Source organism: Pseudomonas sp. SDO5522_S412, assembly GCF_054071215.1.
The window spans coordinates 1-12527 of sequence record NZ_JBSVWQ010000166.1 but is presented as its reverse complement, the minus strand read 5'-3'; the positions used below and the strand labels follow the sequence as shown (position 1 = coordinate 12527).

General features: G+C 59.7%; 14 protein-coding genes and 1 pseudogene. 8 read left to right on the top strand and 7 right to left on the bottom strand.

Translation table 11 applies throughout. The features are described from left to right. Positions 1-79 precede the first annotated feature (79 nt). The 3 genes from ACW9I6_RS24545 to ACW9I6_RS24535 form a co-directional block, all read right to left on the bottom strand. Positions 80-511 (bottom strand): acyl-CoA thioesterase, encoded by a 432-nt coding sequence (locus ACW9I6_RS24545; RefSeq protein ID WP_003213207.1) that lies wholly within the window; start codon positions 509-511, stop codon positions 80-82. A 60-nt stretch (positions 512-571) separates the two neighbouring features. Continuing rightward, positions 572-1429: a M15 family metallopeptidase gene (locus tag ACW9I6_RS24540; protein WP_003213205.1), complete on the bottom strand. Its 858-nt coding sequence runs from the start codon at positions 1427-1429 to the stop codon at positions 572-574. A 114-nt stretch (positions 1430-1543) separates the two neighbouring features. Then, the gene (locus ACW9I6_RS24535; RefSeq protein WP_457339941.1) at positions 1544-3481 is read right to left on the bottom strand and encodes a RecQ family ATP-dependent DNA helicase; all 1938 of its coding nucleotides are present in this window, start codon (positions 3479-3481) and stop codon (positions 1544-1546) included. Positions 3482-3690: 209 nt separating this feature from the next. On the opposite strand from ACW9I6_RS24535, the gene ACW9I6_RS24530 reads away from it, so the two are divergent. From ACW9I6_RS24530 to ACW9I6_RS24520, 3 genes are all read left to right on the top strand, one after another. Beyond that, entirely contained in the window at positions 3691-3861 is a 171-nt protein-coding gene (locus ACW9I6_RS24530; RefSeq protein WP_003213201.1) for a YhfG family protein, read from the top strand. Next, positions 3861-4454: a putative adenosine monophosphate-protein transferase Fic gene (locus tag ACW9I6_RS24525; RefSeq protein ID WP_003213199.1), complete on the top strand. Its 594-nt coding sequence runs from the start codon at positions 3861-3863 to the stop codon at positions 4452-4454. Before ACW9I6_RS24530 ends, ACW9I6_RS24525 begins: the two co-directional genes overlap by 1 nt. A 309-nt stretch (positions 4455-4763) precedes the next feature. Continuing rightward, positions 4764-5117: a DUF1493 family protein gene (locus tag ACW9I6_RS24520; RefSeq protein WP_134325549.1), complete on the top strand. Its 354-nt coding sequence runs from the start codon at positions 4764-4766 to the stop codon at positions 5115-5117. Here ACW9I6_RS24520 and ACW9I6_RS24515 read toward each other — a convergent pair. Then, positions 5095-5217, bottom strand: a pseudogene (locus tag ACW9I6_RS24515) (outer membrane lipoprotein carrier protein LolA); the annotation flags it as partial. The gene ACW9I6_RS24520 and the pseudogene ACW9I6_RS24515 overlap by 23 nt on opposite strands. Positions 5218-5238: 21 nt before the next feature. On the opposite strand from ACW9I6_RS24515, the gene ACW9I6_RS24510 reads away from it, so the two are divergent. Then, a complete protein-coding gene (locus tag ACW9I6_RS24510) occupies positions 5239-6090 on the top strand; it encodes a DMT family transporter (RefSeq protein ID WP_087692724.1) in 852 nt (283 codons plus the stop codon). Between the two features lie 57 nt (positions 6091-6147). On the opposite strand, the gene ACW9I6_RS24505 is transcribed toward ACW9I6_RS24510, so the two are convergent. Together ACW9I6_RS24505 and hslO are read right to left on the bottom strand one after the other, a co-directional pair. After that, a complete protein-coding gene (locus ACW9I6_RS24505) occupies positions 6148-7689 on the bottom strand; it encodes a phosphoenolpyruvate carboxykinase (RefSeq protein ID WP_003213191.1) in 1542 nt (513 codons plus the stop codon). Between the two features lie 179 nt (positions 7690-7868). Then, entirely contained in the window at positions 7869-8771 is a 903-nt protein-coding gene (gene hslO / locus ACW9I6_RS24500) for an Hsp33 family molecular chaperone HslO (protein ID WP_003213189.1), read from the bottom strand. A 125-nt stretch (positions 8772-8896) separates the two neighbouring features. Between hslO and ACW9I6_RS24495 the strand changes: the two genes are divergently transcribed. Then, complete coding sequence (locus ACW9I6_RS24495; protein WP_087692726.1) at positions 8897-9697, top strand: phosphatase PAP2 family protein; 801 nt, start codon at positions 8897-8899, stop codon at positions 9695-9697. A gap of 42 nt (positions 9698-9739) precedes the next feature. Here the strand turns inward: ACW9I6_RS24495 and ACW9I6_RS24490 are convergent, their stop codons facing one another. Then, positions 9740-10147, bottom strand: a complete 408-nt coding sequence (locus ACW9I6_RS24490) for an RNA-binding S4 domain-containing protein (protein ID WP_003213184.1) — start codon at positions 10145-10147, stop codon at positions 9740-9742. A gap of 116 nt (positions 10148-10263) precedes the next feature. On the opposite strand from ACW9I6_RS24490, the gene rimA reads away from it, so the two are divergent. Genes rimA through rimK form a run of 3 tightly spaced genes read left to right on the top strand, consistent with a single transcriptional unit; the run spans position 10264 to position 12444 of the window. Beyond that, on the top strand, positions 10264-11043 hold the full coding sequence (gene rimA, locus ACW9I6_RS24485) for a S6 modification regulatory phosphodiesterase RimA (protein WP_134325546.1): 780 nt from the start codon (positions 10264-10266) through the stop codon (positions 11041-11043). Between the two features lie 16 nt (positions 11044-11059). Continuing rightward, complete coding sequence (gene rimB, locus ACW9I6_RS24480) at positions 11060-11542, top strand: retropepsin-like aspartic endopeptidase RimB (protein ID WP_003213181.1); 483 nt, start codon at positions 11060-11062, stop codon at positions 11540-11542. Then, a complete protein-coding gene (rimK, locus tag ACW9I6_RS24475; RefSeq protein WP_003213178.1) occupies positions 11539-12444 on the top strand; it encodes a 30S ribosomal protein S6--L-glutamate ligase in 906 nt (301 codons plus the stop codon). Before rimB ends, rimK begins: the two co-directional genes overlap by 4 nt. Positions 12445-12527: the final 83 nt, after the last annotated feature.

Genomic DNA, 12527 nt, shown 5'->3' with positions numbered 1-12527 from the left:
ATACATCCGGCGACTGATCCACCGCCTTCGCGAGCAAGCCCGCTCCCACATTTGACTTTCATTGCTTCGCAGATCGTATTCAGATCACCAATCGCTGTAACGCCTCGCGCAACATCCCCGGGATCGTCACCGGCTGGTTCGACGCTCGATCCACAAACACATGCACAAACCTCCCCGCAGCACAGGCATCTTCTTCTCCCGCCTTGAACACCGCCAACTCATACTGCACCGAACTGTTGCCCAACTTGCCCACCCGCAGGCCGATCTCGATGCGGTCCGGAAAGGCAATCGAGGCGAAGTAGTCGCACGCCGAACTCACCACAAACCCAACCACTTCGCCGTCATGAATATCCAACCCGCCCTGCTCGATCAGGTAGGTATTCACCGCGGTGTCGAAGAAGCTGTAGTAGGTGACGTTATTCACATGGCCATATACATCGTTGTCGTGCCAGCGCGTGATGATCGGCTGGAAGTGGCGGTAATCGGCGCGTTGTGGCATGGCGTTGGTCATCGGTAAAACCCGGGCAGGAGGAGGCTCTCTTGATACTGGGTTCAAGCACTACCCGCAAGCCTAGGTTGGGCTTTGCTCAATCGTTTGCTGGACGCACGCCATACGCTTGAGCGCTTGATCCGTCTCGGCCGATTGCTGCAGGCACTGGCGATAGGCGGTGATATAGGTCTCGACGGCAGCGCTGGCCTGCTGCGGCGTGACCCGCGCCAGATACTCCACGAACGAACGCCGGCCGATCTGGAAGTGTTGGTAATCCAGCGGAAAATCCCAATAACCACCCCAGGTCAAAAAGCCGTGTTCGGCGAACAGGTCAATCACCTCTTCTGCCCGGCCAGGGCGCGCCGGCTTGCCGGGGCGGGCATCCAGGCGGTTAACGGCATTTGCGGTACTTGCCCTAGGCTCAACAGTGGCCTGGCCGGTGAATTCACCTCGCGGGTTACGCCCGAACAAAACGAATGGGTTTTGCAGAGGGTTAAGGTCAATCGCGGCGCCATAGGCGTGCAGCGACCACCCCGAAGCGCCACTGACCTGGCGCCCATTAAAACCACTGGTATTGTTGCGGGCCATCGAGACCTTGTCGTTGCCTCGATAGGTTTCCAGCCTGACCGCCTGATGCACCGGGAACCGACGTTGCAGCAACTGCCTGAAGATCTCCTCCACATGGGGTGCGATGGCATCCAGCACCACGAGCTGCCCGTTGTTATGCAGCACTCCGCCAAAGTCCACATAGCTGAACGTCACCCGCGCCAGGCGTGCGCAGGGCAATGGATTGGCGGCGGTGATGGTGTTGCGAAGCTGCATCTGCCGACAGTCATTCACGCTCAACGGGATGACCGAGGCCAGCGTGCCTTGTGCGACCAGCAACCCGGCGAACAGCAAGACGCCGGGGACAACACCACGAGAAAAACCAAAAGCCATGGGCAATTCCTTTGCAGAAGAAGTGAAGCGTCAAACCTTCTCACGTGCGGGCACGGTCCGGCTGTCGGCGGCGTCTGCCACTGGAAGGGAAAGCGCGACCCTCCAGACCGGAAATCAGAGTGCCTCCAACCCTGCCTCCGCCCATTCACGAACCTCTGCATAGGGATACTCCTCCAGTACCGCGAAACCTGGAATCCCTCGTGCCTTCAGCTTGGTAAACAACGGCACGCTGAGACCGCATAAAAACCGTGTCAGCCGCTCCGCGCTTGGCAAGTCGCCGCTGTACTCATGGTGGCTGTGGATAAATTCACCGCACAGCGCGAGAAAGTTTTTATCCACAAGCGGCGGCAAGCTCGGCGGCGCCGGCAAGTGGGCGACGTGACCGTGGCACACCGAGCAGTGCCCGCACTGCCGGGGCGCGTTTTCATCGCCGAAATAGTGCGCCAGGCGGTAACCCAGGCACTCCTGTGTCGCGAACAGATCCAGCATGGCGTGAATTCGCGCCACCTCCGTCACCTCATGCTGCTTGAAGCCTGTGTATAACTCCGTGCTCAGCGCCTGTGGATCGAAGTCGGTATTCAGCAGGGCGTAAACCTCGGTCATCTGCCGGCTTTCCATCTCGATCAGGCCTTGTTCCTGAAAGTAATCCAGGGCCTTCACTACCCGGCTGCGCTCGGCCTGGTGCTGTTGATACAGCGCGTCGAAGTCCACCGTCGCCCAGGTTTTCGCCCGTTTGCAGACCTGGATAATCGCTTCGACAAACTGCTGCCGCTCGCCGGTAAAACGCGCCAGCAATGCCTCTGGTTCAATCAAATACTTGAAGCGGTATTCGGCATAAAACGCGTAGCGCGGCGCAATCACACCCTTGAGTTCAAGCTGCACGAGCAAGGTCTTCAGCGGTAGTTCACGGATGTTGCTGTGGTCCGACAGTGAGCGGAGCATAAACTCCCACTGTCCATCGGCACGGACCGCCTGTATTTCCTCCAGGACTCGGCGAATACCTTCCTGTTCCGGCGTATCGCCGTACACAAAGTTTTCCAGGATATTCAGGCTGTCGCGGTTGGCCAGAACCAGACACTCAGACGGCTGCCCGTCACGCCCGGCGCGGCCGATTTCCTGGCTGTAGTTCTCGATGGATTTGGGCAGGTCGAAGTGCACCACGTTGCGGATATCGCTTTTGTCGATGCCCATGCCGAAGGCAATGGTGGCGACGATGCAGTTGGACTGCCCGCCCATGAATCGCTTCTGAATGGCCTCCCGCTTATCGTGAGCCAGGCCCGCGTGATAAGCCTCGGCCTGGATTCCATTGCGATTCAAATGCTCGGCAATCTGCTCCGCGGTTTTTTGCAGCGTGACGTAGACGATGCTTGGCTGATTGGCTCGCTCCTGCATCCACGTCACCAGGCGTCGTCGCTTGCCCTGGCCACTGACGGGCTCAACCAGCAGGTTGAGGTTGGAGCGGTAGAAGCCGGTGGTGATCACATCGTCAGGTGCAATGGCGAACTTGGCCTGCATGTCAGCGATCACCTTGGGCGTCGCCGTGGCGGTCAGCAGCAGCGCCTGGGGGATGCGGAACTGGCGCTGGTAATCCGGCAGCTTCAGGTAGTCCGGGCGAAAGTTATGGCCCCATTCGGAAATGCAGTGAGCCTCATCCACCACCAGCAGCGAGATCGGCACGCTTTGCAGGAAGTTGCGAAAGCGCTCGTTCTTCAAGCGCTCCACGGAAACCATCAGGATCTTCAGCTCGCCCGAACGCGCCCGGGCCATGACGTCATTGGCATCATCGCGGCTCTGGGCCGAGTCGATGCTGCCCGCCGAGATACCGTGGCGCTGCAGGAAACCCAACTGGTCCTGCATCAGCGCCAGCAACGGCGACACCACCAGCGTCAGGTGCGGCAGCAACACGGCGGAAAGTTGATAACACAGGGACTTGCCGGAACCGGTGGGAAAAATCGCCGCCGCCGAACGGCCGGCCAGCACGGCACTGACCACCGCCTCCTGGCCCAAACGAAACTGTGGATAACCAAAGACCTGTTGGAGGGTGTTGTGCATAAGCTGTCACTCCATTGACCGCTGAACGAGCCCAAAACATAGACCAGCGCATTCAGCGAATCGAGAAAGGTCGCAAGGAAAAAAGATTCTGGATGATACACAGCCTGGGAAGTGGAGTAGGCACCCGTAAGAATCGTTCCAACCTTACGCGGGACGCATCTCGAAACTCATTGCGCTACAATCAACCTTCGCACCGAGAGGACGCTGTCATGGCCGAACTGACGTTTGAGCAAAAGCAGGATCACTACGACAAGATCCGTCGTTCCAACTACCTCGCCAGCCTGCGCCTGGAAGGGTTCGACACCCAGCCCGCCGACGTCGACAAACCCCTGCCGACCCGCGAAGCCGTCCTCGCCAAGTACCGCAACACCCCACGCTGATGCTCGACAAATATGGCGTGGGCCAGGACCCGTACTGCTACCCCGGTAGCAGCGTCCTGCGTAACCGCCTCGATTTGTTCGACGAAGAACGCCTGCACCAGGCCGAGCGGGAACTGTCTGAAATCGCTGTCGGCAGCCTTCCGCTGTATCCCCCGCCCTACGACCTGGAACGCCTGCAACACATCCACCGCACCCTGTTCGCAGACATTTACGAATGGGCCGGGGAACTGCGTACGGTCAACATCCAGAAAGGCGACACGCTGTTCTGCACACCGGAGCGTATCCCGCCTGAGGCGAGCAAGATCATCCAGCACATGGCGCAGGCCAACTGGTTTGTCGGGGTTACCCAGGCGGAGTTGGTGACGCAAATTGCCGAGGCCTATGGCGACCTCAACGTGATCCACCCGTTTCGCGAAGGGAATGGCCGGGCGCAGCGGATTCTGTTCGAGCAGATCATCGTGAATGCCGGGTTTTCAGTGAACTGGTGGCTGGTGAAGAACGCAGCGTGGATACCGGCGAACATTGATGCGGTGGCGTGTGATTATCGGGGGTTGGAGGCGATTTTCGAGCGGTGTATCAGCACCCCGCGCTAGCCCCGATCGTTCCCTACGCTCCGCGTGGGAATGCCGCCAGGGACGCTCCGCGTCCCGTCATCCGCGCACGACCCAAGCCATGAACACTGGTGACGCGGAGCGTCACGGGATGCATTCCCACGCGGAGCGTGGGAACGATCAAATGTGGGAGCTGGCTTGCCTGCGATAGCGGAGTGTCAGACAACACCTTTACCACTGAAACACCGCCATCGCGGGCAAGCCCGCCTCCCACATTTGACCAGTTTCGTTTGAAGGATCGCGGTGCCATCGATAAAGTCGGTCGCCTCCACCCACTCTCGCGTAACCACCATGAACCTGGCCCCCAACTTCCCCGAAGACATCGCGATGCAGCAGCTCCTGCAACTGCTGCATGAAGAAATTGGCCTGCCCGAACATAAGACGTTGCGCCTTGAAACCGCCATCAACCTCGAACTGGGCTGCGACGGCACCGAAGCCAATCAATTGATGGAAGCTCTGGAGCAAGACTTCGCTGTCGACTTGAACGACTACGACGCTTATCGTTATTTCCAACCTCCCGTCTTCGATGTCTTCCTGAAGCACAGAGCCAAAGGCCGCGGCGACAAAATCCCGCTGACCATCGGCATGCTTTACCTGGCTATCAAGGCCCAACGCTGGGACACGCAAACCCTGGAAAACCTGTAGGAGCGAGCTTGCTCGCGAAAAACCTGAGAGCGCCGCGTTCCCCCTGAAAGCCCGCATTATCGTTAACGACCTTCGCGAGCAAGCTCGCACCTACAACCAAGGACCTTACATGGACGTACTAATGGGCCTGCTGGCCGCCCTGCTCTGGGGCGGCACGGACTTCCTCGTGGGCCTCAACGCCCGAGCTGTCGGCGTCAAACGCGCGGTGTACTTCGGCCAGGCGCTGGGCTTCCTGATCATGACCCTGCTGCTGGTCATATTCCCGGCCTTCCTCGTCAAATCCCTCGCGGCGCCTTTGAGTGTGTGGCTCCTGGGAGCCGCAGCAGCCCTGCTGACCGTCTCCGGCGCCCTTGCGCTGTCCAAGGCGTTCTCGCTGGGCAAAGCGGCGATTGTCGCGCCGCTGGTGACGTCCTACGGTGTCGTGACTACTTTGCTGTCATGGGCCAGCGGCGAACACATCAGCCTGATCCAACTCGGCTGCATCGCTCTCTGCGTAATTGGCGTGATCCTGTCCAGCATTCACAAGGACAATGGCGTCCCTCACAACAGTTCCAGCCGCTCAATCGCCTACGCGATGCTCGCAGCGTTGCTCTACGGCACAAGCTTTTGGGTGCAGGGCCGCTACACCCTGCCGACGCTTGGCCCGGTCACGATGCTTTGGCTTGGGTATTTGGTTGGCCTGTGCGTCCTGGTGTTGATGGTGCTTAAGATCAAAGACGGCCTGAAAATCCCACCGCTGAAAAACTGCGCAACGCTGACCAGCGCGAGCCTGATGAACCTGGGTGGGTTCTCGGCGTTCTCGTGGGGCGCAATGGCGGGGTCGGTTTCCGTGGTGACGGTGATCAGCACCCTGTCCGGTGGGATCGCCGCGATTCTGGGGTTTGTGTTTTTCAAGGAGCGGCTGTCAGCGGTGCAAGTGACCGGTGTGGTGCTGGTGTTAGTGGGAGCCGTGGTTCTGCACCTCGTCGACTGATCCTTCGCCCACAAAAAAGCCGCCCACTAGGGGCGGCTTTTTCACAACGGCCGAATCTTACAACTTCGGACCCGCAGCCTTGATCGCATCGCTCACTTCAAACTTCTTGAAGTTCTCGATGAACAGACCCGCCAGCGCTTTCGCCGCTTCATCGTAGGCAGCCTTGTCAGCCCAGGTGTTACGTGGGTTCAACAGGCCAGTCTCGACGCCCGGTACAGCCAATGGCACGTCCAGGTTGATGGTGTCCAGGTGCTCGGTCTCGGCACCAATCAACGCACCGCTCTGGATCGCTGCAATCACGCCACGGGTGGTCGGGATGTTGAAGCGCTTGCCAACGCCGTAGCCGCCGCCGGTCCAGCCGGTGTTGACCAGGTAGACCTTGGAGCCGAAGCCGCGCACGCGCTTGATCAGCAGTTCTGCGTATTCACCAGCCGGGCGTGGGAAGAATGGCGCGCCGAAGCAGGTGGAGAAGGTCGACTTGATGCCGCCGCCCGAACCCATTTCGGTCGAGCCCACCAGAGCGGTGTAGCCGGACAGGAAGTGGTAGGCCGCTTGTTCTTCGCTGAGGATCGACACGGGCGGCAGTACGCCGGTCAGGTCGCAGGTCAGGAAGATCACAGCGTTTGGCTCGCCACCGAGGTTTTTCTCGGAACGCTTGGCCACGTGCTCCAGCGGGTAGGCGGCGCGGCTGTTCTGGGTCAGGCTGACGTTGGTGTAGTCGGCGTGCTTGGCATCGTCGATCACCACGTTTTCGAGCACGGTGCCGTGCTTGATGGCTTTCCAGATCACCGGCTCGTTCTTCTCGGACAGGTCGATGCACTTGGCATAGCAACCGCCTTCGATGTTGAACACCACACCTTCGCCCCAGCCGTGTTCGTCGTCGCCGATCAGGTAGCGGCTTTCGTCGGCGGACAGGGTGGTTTTACCGGTGCCCGACAGACCGAAGAACAGGGTCACGTCGCCGGCTTCGCCGATGTTGGCTGCGCAGTGCATCGGCAGCACGTCGGAGGCCGGCAGCAGGAAGTTCTGCACCGAGAACATGGCTTTTTTCATCTCACCGGCGTAACGCATGCCGGCGATCAGGACTTTTTTCTGGGCGAAGTTGAGGATCACGCAACCGTCGGAGTTGGTGCCGTCACGCTCTGGCACGCATTCGAAGTTGGCCACGTTGAGCACTTGCCACTCTTCACGACCGGCCGGGTTGTACTGGGCCGGGTTGATGAACAGGCAACGACCGAACAGGTTCTGCCAGGCAGTCTGGGTGGTCATTTTCACGGCCAGGTAGTGGTCTTCTGCAGCCCCTACGTGAACGTGGGAAACGAAATGCTCTTGCGCGTTGTTGAATGCCTCGACGCGAGCCCACAGGGCATCGAACTTGTCGGCCGGGAACTTGCGGTTGATCGGGCCCCAGGCAATGGCAGCCTGGGTGGAAGGCTCTTCAACGATGAAGCGGTCGACTGGCGAACGGCCGGTACGGTGACCGGTTTCTACGACCAGCGCACCGGTATCGGCAAGCACGCCTTCACCGCGCTGCAGGGCTTCTTTGACCAGATCGTCAACACTCAGATCGGTGTATACGGCGTTATTGGCTTGCGTCATGAGGTTCCCCGTCGGCCAGTGGCCGAGTGCTCCAAACGTTTTGTAGTAGAAAGTTGCGCACTACTACCGCGAAAAAAGTGGGCCGGATTATGCCAGAAAAGCCCAAAAAGAGTAGGGCCCTCCGGTCAGAACGGCGGAAATCCGGCGTTTGTCAGGTGATTTACCTGTGCTTAAACGTTTTAGTGGCGGGTGCCTGAAGGGGTGTCTACGCCCGCGCCGGCGAATAATTGAGCAATATCGGCGGCGTCGAACAGGTAGCGCTGGTTACAGAACTGGCAGTCGATCTCGATGTTGCCACCGTGTTCCACCACCAGGTCCTGCGCATCTTCCAGGCCCAGGCTGACCAGGGCAGTGGCCGAGCGTTCGCGGGAGCAGCTGCAGTGGAAGCGCAGGGACTGCACGTCGAACAGGCGCACGGCCTCTTCGTGGTAGAGGCGGTGCAGGATGGTTTCGTTATCCAGGCCCAGCAACTCTTCGGCTTTCAGGGTGCCTGCCAGGGCGGTGATGTGGGCCCAGCTGTCGGCGCGGTCTTCTTCGTCCTTGATGCGGTCGGCCGGCAGTTGTTGCAGCAGCAGGCCACGGGCGCGCTTGCCGTCGGCGTTGAGCCAGAAGCGGGTGCCCACTTGCTGGGACATCACGAAATAATTGGTGAAGCAGTCGGACAGGGTTTCGCCGTCGAGGTCGACGATACCCTGGTAACGCTGGCCTACCGTCGGGTCGACGGTCAGGGCCAGCACGCCGTCTGGCATCAGGTCAGCCAGGGTCGCATCGGGGGCGATGCGGTCCGCGTCGTAGCGGGCCAGCCCACGGATTTCGCGCTCGCTGGAGCATTCGATCATCAGCAGCGGGATCGGGCCTTCGGAACGGGCCTGCAGGATCAGCAAGCCATCGAACTTCAGGGTGCCCACCAGCAGCGAGGCAGCCGCCATCAGTTCGCCGAGCAATTGCGCGACCGGCTCCGGATAGGGGTGCTTGGCGAGGACTTCGGCATAGCTGCGCTCTAGGGCGACCAGTTCGCCGCGGGCGTCGCTGTCGTCGAAGATGAAGCGTTGGGTGAAGTCGGTATCCGGTAGATCAGTCATAGGTCTGGGTATCTGAATTGATGACAAAAAGATGACAAGGTTTATAGAATTACACGCTTTAGCACCGTTTTGGTGCGGCCTTCTGCGGGAAAACGAAGCGCTTTAAAGCTAAGAGGAAACAGTTTATGAACAATCCGGGTTTGTTCCAAGCCAGGTGGGACCTCGGTCGATTGGCCCTGTGTAATTTACTCGCTGTGGGGCTGCTGTGTTTTTGGCTCTGGCCGGCGGGCCAGGCGCTCTGCACGGTTTTCGACGAGTGGCTGTTTCATCTGCTCAATGACCCGCTGGCAAGCAGCTCCGCGTGGCTGCATGTGTGGGCGGTGGCCAGTTTGCGGCCGTTTGACGCGGTGGTCGGGGTGATTCTGCTGACGCTGTTGATCCGTGGCGACTGGGTGTTCAAGGCGATTGAAGTGCGCCAGGCGTTTTTCGGCTTCCTGGGCATTTTGCTGCTGTTGCTGTTTATCCGCATGCTGTTTTCCAAGCTGGCGGCGCAAATGGGCTGGCAACACCATAGCCCGTCGATGGTGATCAGCGGCGCGATTCAGATGAGCGACTATTTCCCGGGCCTGGAGAAGACATGGGAGTTGAAGGACCGCTCCAGCCAGAGCTTCCCGGGGGATCATGCATCGGTATTGCTGATCTGGGGGATGTTCATGACCGTGTTTGCCAAGCGGATCGGGCAGGTGCTGGTGATCTGGGGCTTGGCGCTGCTGTTCATGATGCCGCGGCTGGTGGCCGGTGCGCATTGGGGGCAGGACGATTATATCGGTGGGGTGTTGCTGGCGCTGTTGGCGTTGGGCTGGGGTTACTACACGCCCTTTGCAGCGAAGGTTTCGCGGGGGCTGGTGCGAGTGACGAGCCCGGTGTTTGAGTTGTTTCGGCGAGTACCGCTGGTTAATCGCTTGAGCGTGATTCGCAGCGTTTGAGTTGAAATAGCAGGAGCCGACCTGGCTCCTGCGGTCTGCCGATTAATCATCATTGCCACTGCCGCGAAACTTGAACAGGTCGCGCCGCTGCTTCTTGCTTGGCTTGCCGTCGGTGGTCATGCCCAGGGAGCCGGCCTTGCGCATGGCCGCCGCGTTTTCGCGCTTGGCGATGCTGGCTTCGGTCTCGGTATACAACGCCTGCGCCTCGGGAGCGCCCCTTCGCACAATTGAAAGCGCCTGGACCACGACGGTTCGTTCATCAAACCCGGCACGGATCTGAAACTCATCGCCGATGCGTGGCTCCTTGCCGGGCTTGCAACGCTCGCCGCGCCAATGCACCTTGCCACTCTCGATCGCCGCCTTGGCCAAGGCACGGGTCTTGAAGAAACGCGCCGCCCACAACCACTTGTCCAAACGGACTTTTTCTTCCTCTTCCTGCTTCTGAGCCACTTGAATTCCTCGCTCTGAAAAATGTCGCAACTTTACCGTTGAAACCCTTCAACGCATAAACCCTTGAGCTCACCTAAGATACGCCAGGTAGCATCCTGTTTTCGCGAGGTTAACGTGTGACCGACTTTCCCATTTCACTGACCTCGCCCAAACAAGCCTGTGCGGGCTGCCAGCAAAGTGAGCCGCTGGGCTTTGAGTTCGCCTTTGCGTATCAGCCTATCGTGGACCTGCGTAACCAGTCGATCTTTGCCCATGAAGCCTTGGTGCGCGGCGTGAATGGTGAGGGCGCGATGTCGGTGCTGGATCAGGTCAACGACAGCAATCGCTACCGTTTCGACCAGCAATGCCGCACCCGCGCGATCGCCACCGCTTCGACACTCAACATGCAGACGCACCTTTCAATCAACTTCATGCCCAATGCGGTCTATCGACCAGAACTGTGCATCCGCAGCACCCTGGAGGCGGCCCGCGCGCATAATTTTCCGTTGGATCGGCTGATTTTCGAGACCCTGGAAAGCGAGCATGTAGATAACTATCGCCATTTGACGAATATTCTGCGTGAATACCGCGAATTCGGCTTCAAGACCGCCATCGACGATTTCGGGGCGGGCTATTCGGGGCTGAATCTGCTGGCCGATTTCCAACCTGACCTGATCAAACTCGACATGGCGCTGATCCGCGATGTCGACCGTGATCGTGTCCGTCAGGTGATCGTCCGGGGGATTGTCACAATCTGTGAGCAGTTGGGCGTTACTGTCATCGCCGAGGGCATCGAAAGTGCCGGCGAGCGGGACTTTCTCGCCGACTGTGGAATATTTCTGATGCAGGGCTACTGGTTCGCCAAGCCTGCATTCAAAGCCCTGGCCGAGGTATCACCCGCCGCTTGGGCGAATTAATTGCCGGTTATTCATATTGAAGACATTTGACCATTTGACCGTTGTGGGTCTGCGTGAGTGGGTGGCACTTCCCGACTTGGGAGTGGCAGGCCTGCGCGCCAAGATCGACACCGGCGCCAGTACCTCAAGCCTGCATGCCACCGAGATCGAGCCATTTGAGCGCGACGGTGCAAAGTGGGTGCGCTTCACCGCGCACCTGGGCAGCGTGGTGCAACTGCGTCACCGGCGCTGCGAAGCACCGCTGGTGGCGATGAAAACCATTAAAAGCTCCAACGGCCAGGCCCAGGTGCGGTATGTGATCAGCACCACCCTGGCCCTGGGCGATCGGGTATGGCGGGTGGAATTCACCCTCGCCTGCCGCAAGGCCATGCGTTACCGCCTGTTGCTGGGCTCCAAGGCCCTGATTGACGGCCAACTGGTGGTCAGTCCCGGCGTCAAATACGTTCAAGACAAGCCGGTGTTCCCGGTCTCTACTACCTCTGCCACAGGTGCTGCATGAAGATCGCTGTGCTGTCGCGTAACCCGCGTCTGTATTCCACCCGTCGCCTGGTCGAGGCCGGCACCGAACGTGGCCATGAGATGGTGGTGATCGATACGTTGCGCGCCTATATGAACATTGCCAGTCATAAGCCGCAGATCCACTACCGGGGCAAACCGCTGGAAGGCTTCGATGCGGTGATCCCGCGTATCGGTGCTTCCGTGACGTTCTATGGCTGCGCGGTACTGCGCCAGTTTGAAATGATGGGGGTGTCTCCCCTCAATGAATCGGTGGCTATCGCCCGTTCGCGGGACAAGCTGCGCTCGCTGCAGTTGCTATCGCGCCGTGGCATTGGCTTGCCGGTCACCGGCTTTGCGCACTCCCCGGATGACATTCCCGACCTGATCGAGATGGTCAACGGCGCGCCGCTGGTGATCAAGGTGCTGGAAGGCACCCAGGGCATCGGCGTGGTGCTGTGTGAAACCGCGACTGCGGCCGAGTCGGTGATCGAGGCGTTCATGGGCCTCAAGCAGAACATCATGGTGCAGGAGTACATCAAGGAAGCCGGCGGTGCGGATATCCGCTGCTTCGTGGTGGGCGACAAGGTGATTGCCGCGATGAAGCGCCAGGCCAAGCCGGGTGAGTTTCGGTCCAACCTGCACCGTGGCGGCAGTGCCAGCCTGATCAAGATCACCCCGGAAGAACGCATGACCGCACTGCGGGCAGCCAAGGTCATGGGGTTGAGCGTGGCGGGTGTGGATATATTGCGCTCCAACCACGGGCCGCTGGTGATGGAGGTGAACTCGTCACCGGGCCTGGAAGGAATTGAGACCACCACCGGCAAGGATGTGGCGGGGATCATCATTCAGCATCTGGAGAAGAGTGGTGGGCCGAATATGACCAGGACCAAAGGCAAAGGTTGAGGACACCCAACCTGTAAAGCACCGCAAAACCAGTGTGGGAGCGGGCTTGCTCGCGAAGGCGGTGGATCAGTCGACATTTCTAT

Bases quoted from the DNA above. Each gene is read 5' to 3' on its own strand.
- rimK (WP_003213178.1), top strand. From the start codon at position 11,539: ATGAAGATCGCTGTGCTGTCGCGTAACCCGCGTCTGTATTCCACCCGT.
- ACW9I6_RS24525 (WP_003213199.1), top strand. From the start codon at position 3,861: ATGCTCGACAAATATGGCGTGGGCCAGGACCCGTACTGCTACCCCGGT.
- ACW9I6_RS24520 (WP_134325549.1), top strand. From the start codon at position 4,764: ATGAACCTGGCCCCCAACTTCCCCGAAGACATCGCGATGCAGCAGCTC.
- ACW9I6_RS24505 (WP_003213191.1), bottom strand. From the start codon at position 7,689: ATGACGCAAGCCAATAACGCCGTATACACCGATCTGAGTGTTGACGAT.
- ACW9I6_RS24540 (WP_003213205.1), bottom strand. From the start codon at position 1,429: ATGGCTTTTGGTTTTTCTCGTGGTGTTGTCCCCGGCGTCTTGCTGTTC.
- ACW9I6_RS24510 (WP_087692724.1), top strand. From the start codon at position 5,239: ATGGGCCTGCTGGCCGCCCTGCTCTGGGGCGGCACGGACTTCCTCGTG.
- hslO (WP_003213189.1), bottom strand. From the start codon at position 8,771: ATGACTGATCTACCGGATACCGACTTCACCCAACGCTTCATCTTCGAC.
- ACW9I6_RS24495 (WP_087692726.1), top strand. From the start codon at position 8,897: ATGAACAATCCGGGTTTGTTCCAAGCCAGGTGGGACCTCGGTCGATTG.
- ACW9I6_RS24530 (WP_003213201.1), top strand. From the start codon at position 3,691: ATGGCCGAACTGACGTTTGAGCAAAAGCAGGATCACTACGACAAGATC.
- ACW9I6_RS24535 (WP_457339941.1), bottom strand. From the start codon at position 3,481: ATGCACAACACCCTCCAACAGGTCTTTGGTTATCCACAGTTTCGTTTG.
- ACW9I6_RS24545 (WP_003213207.1), bottom strand. From the start codon at position 511: ATGACCAACGCCATGCCACAACGCGCCGATTACCGCCACTTCCAGCCG.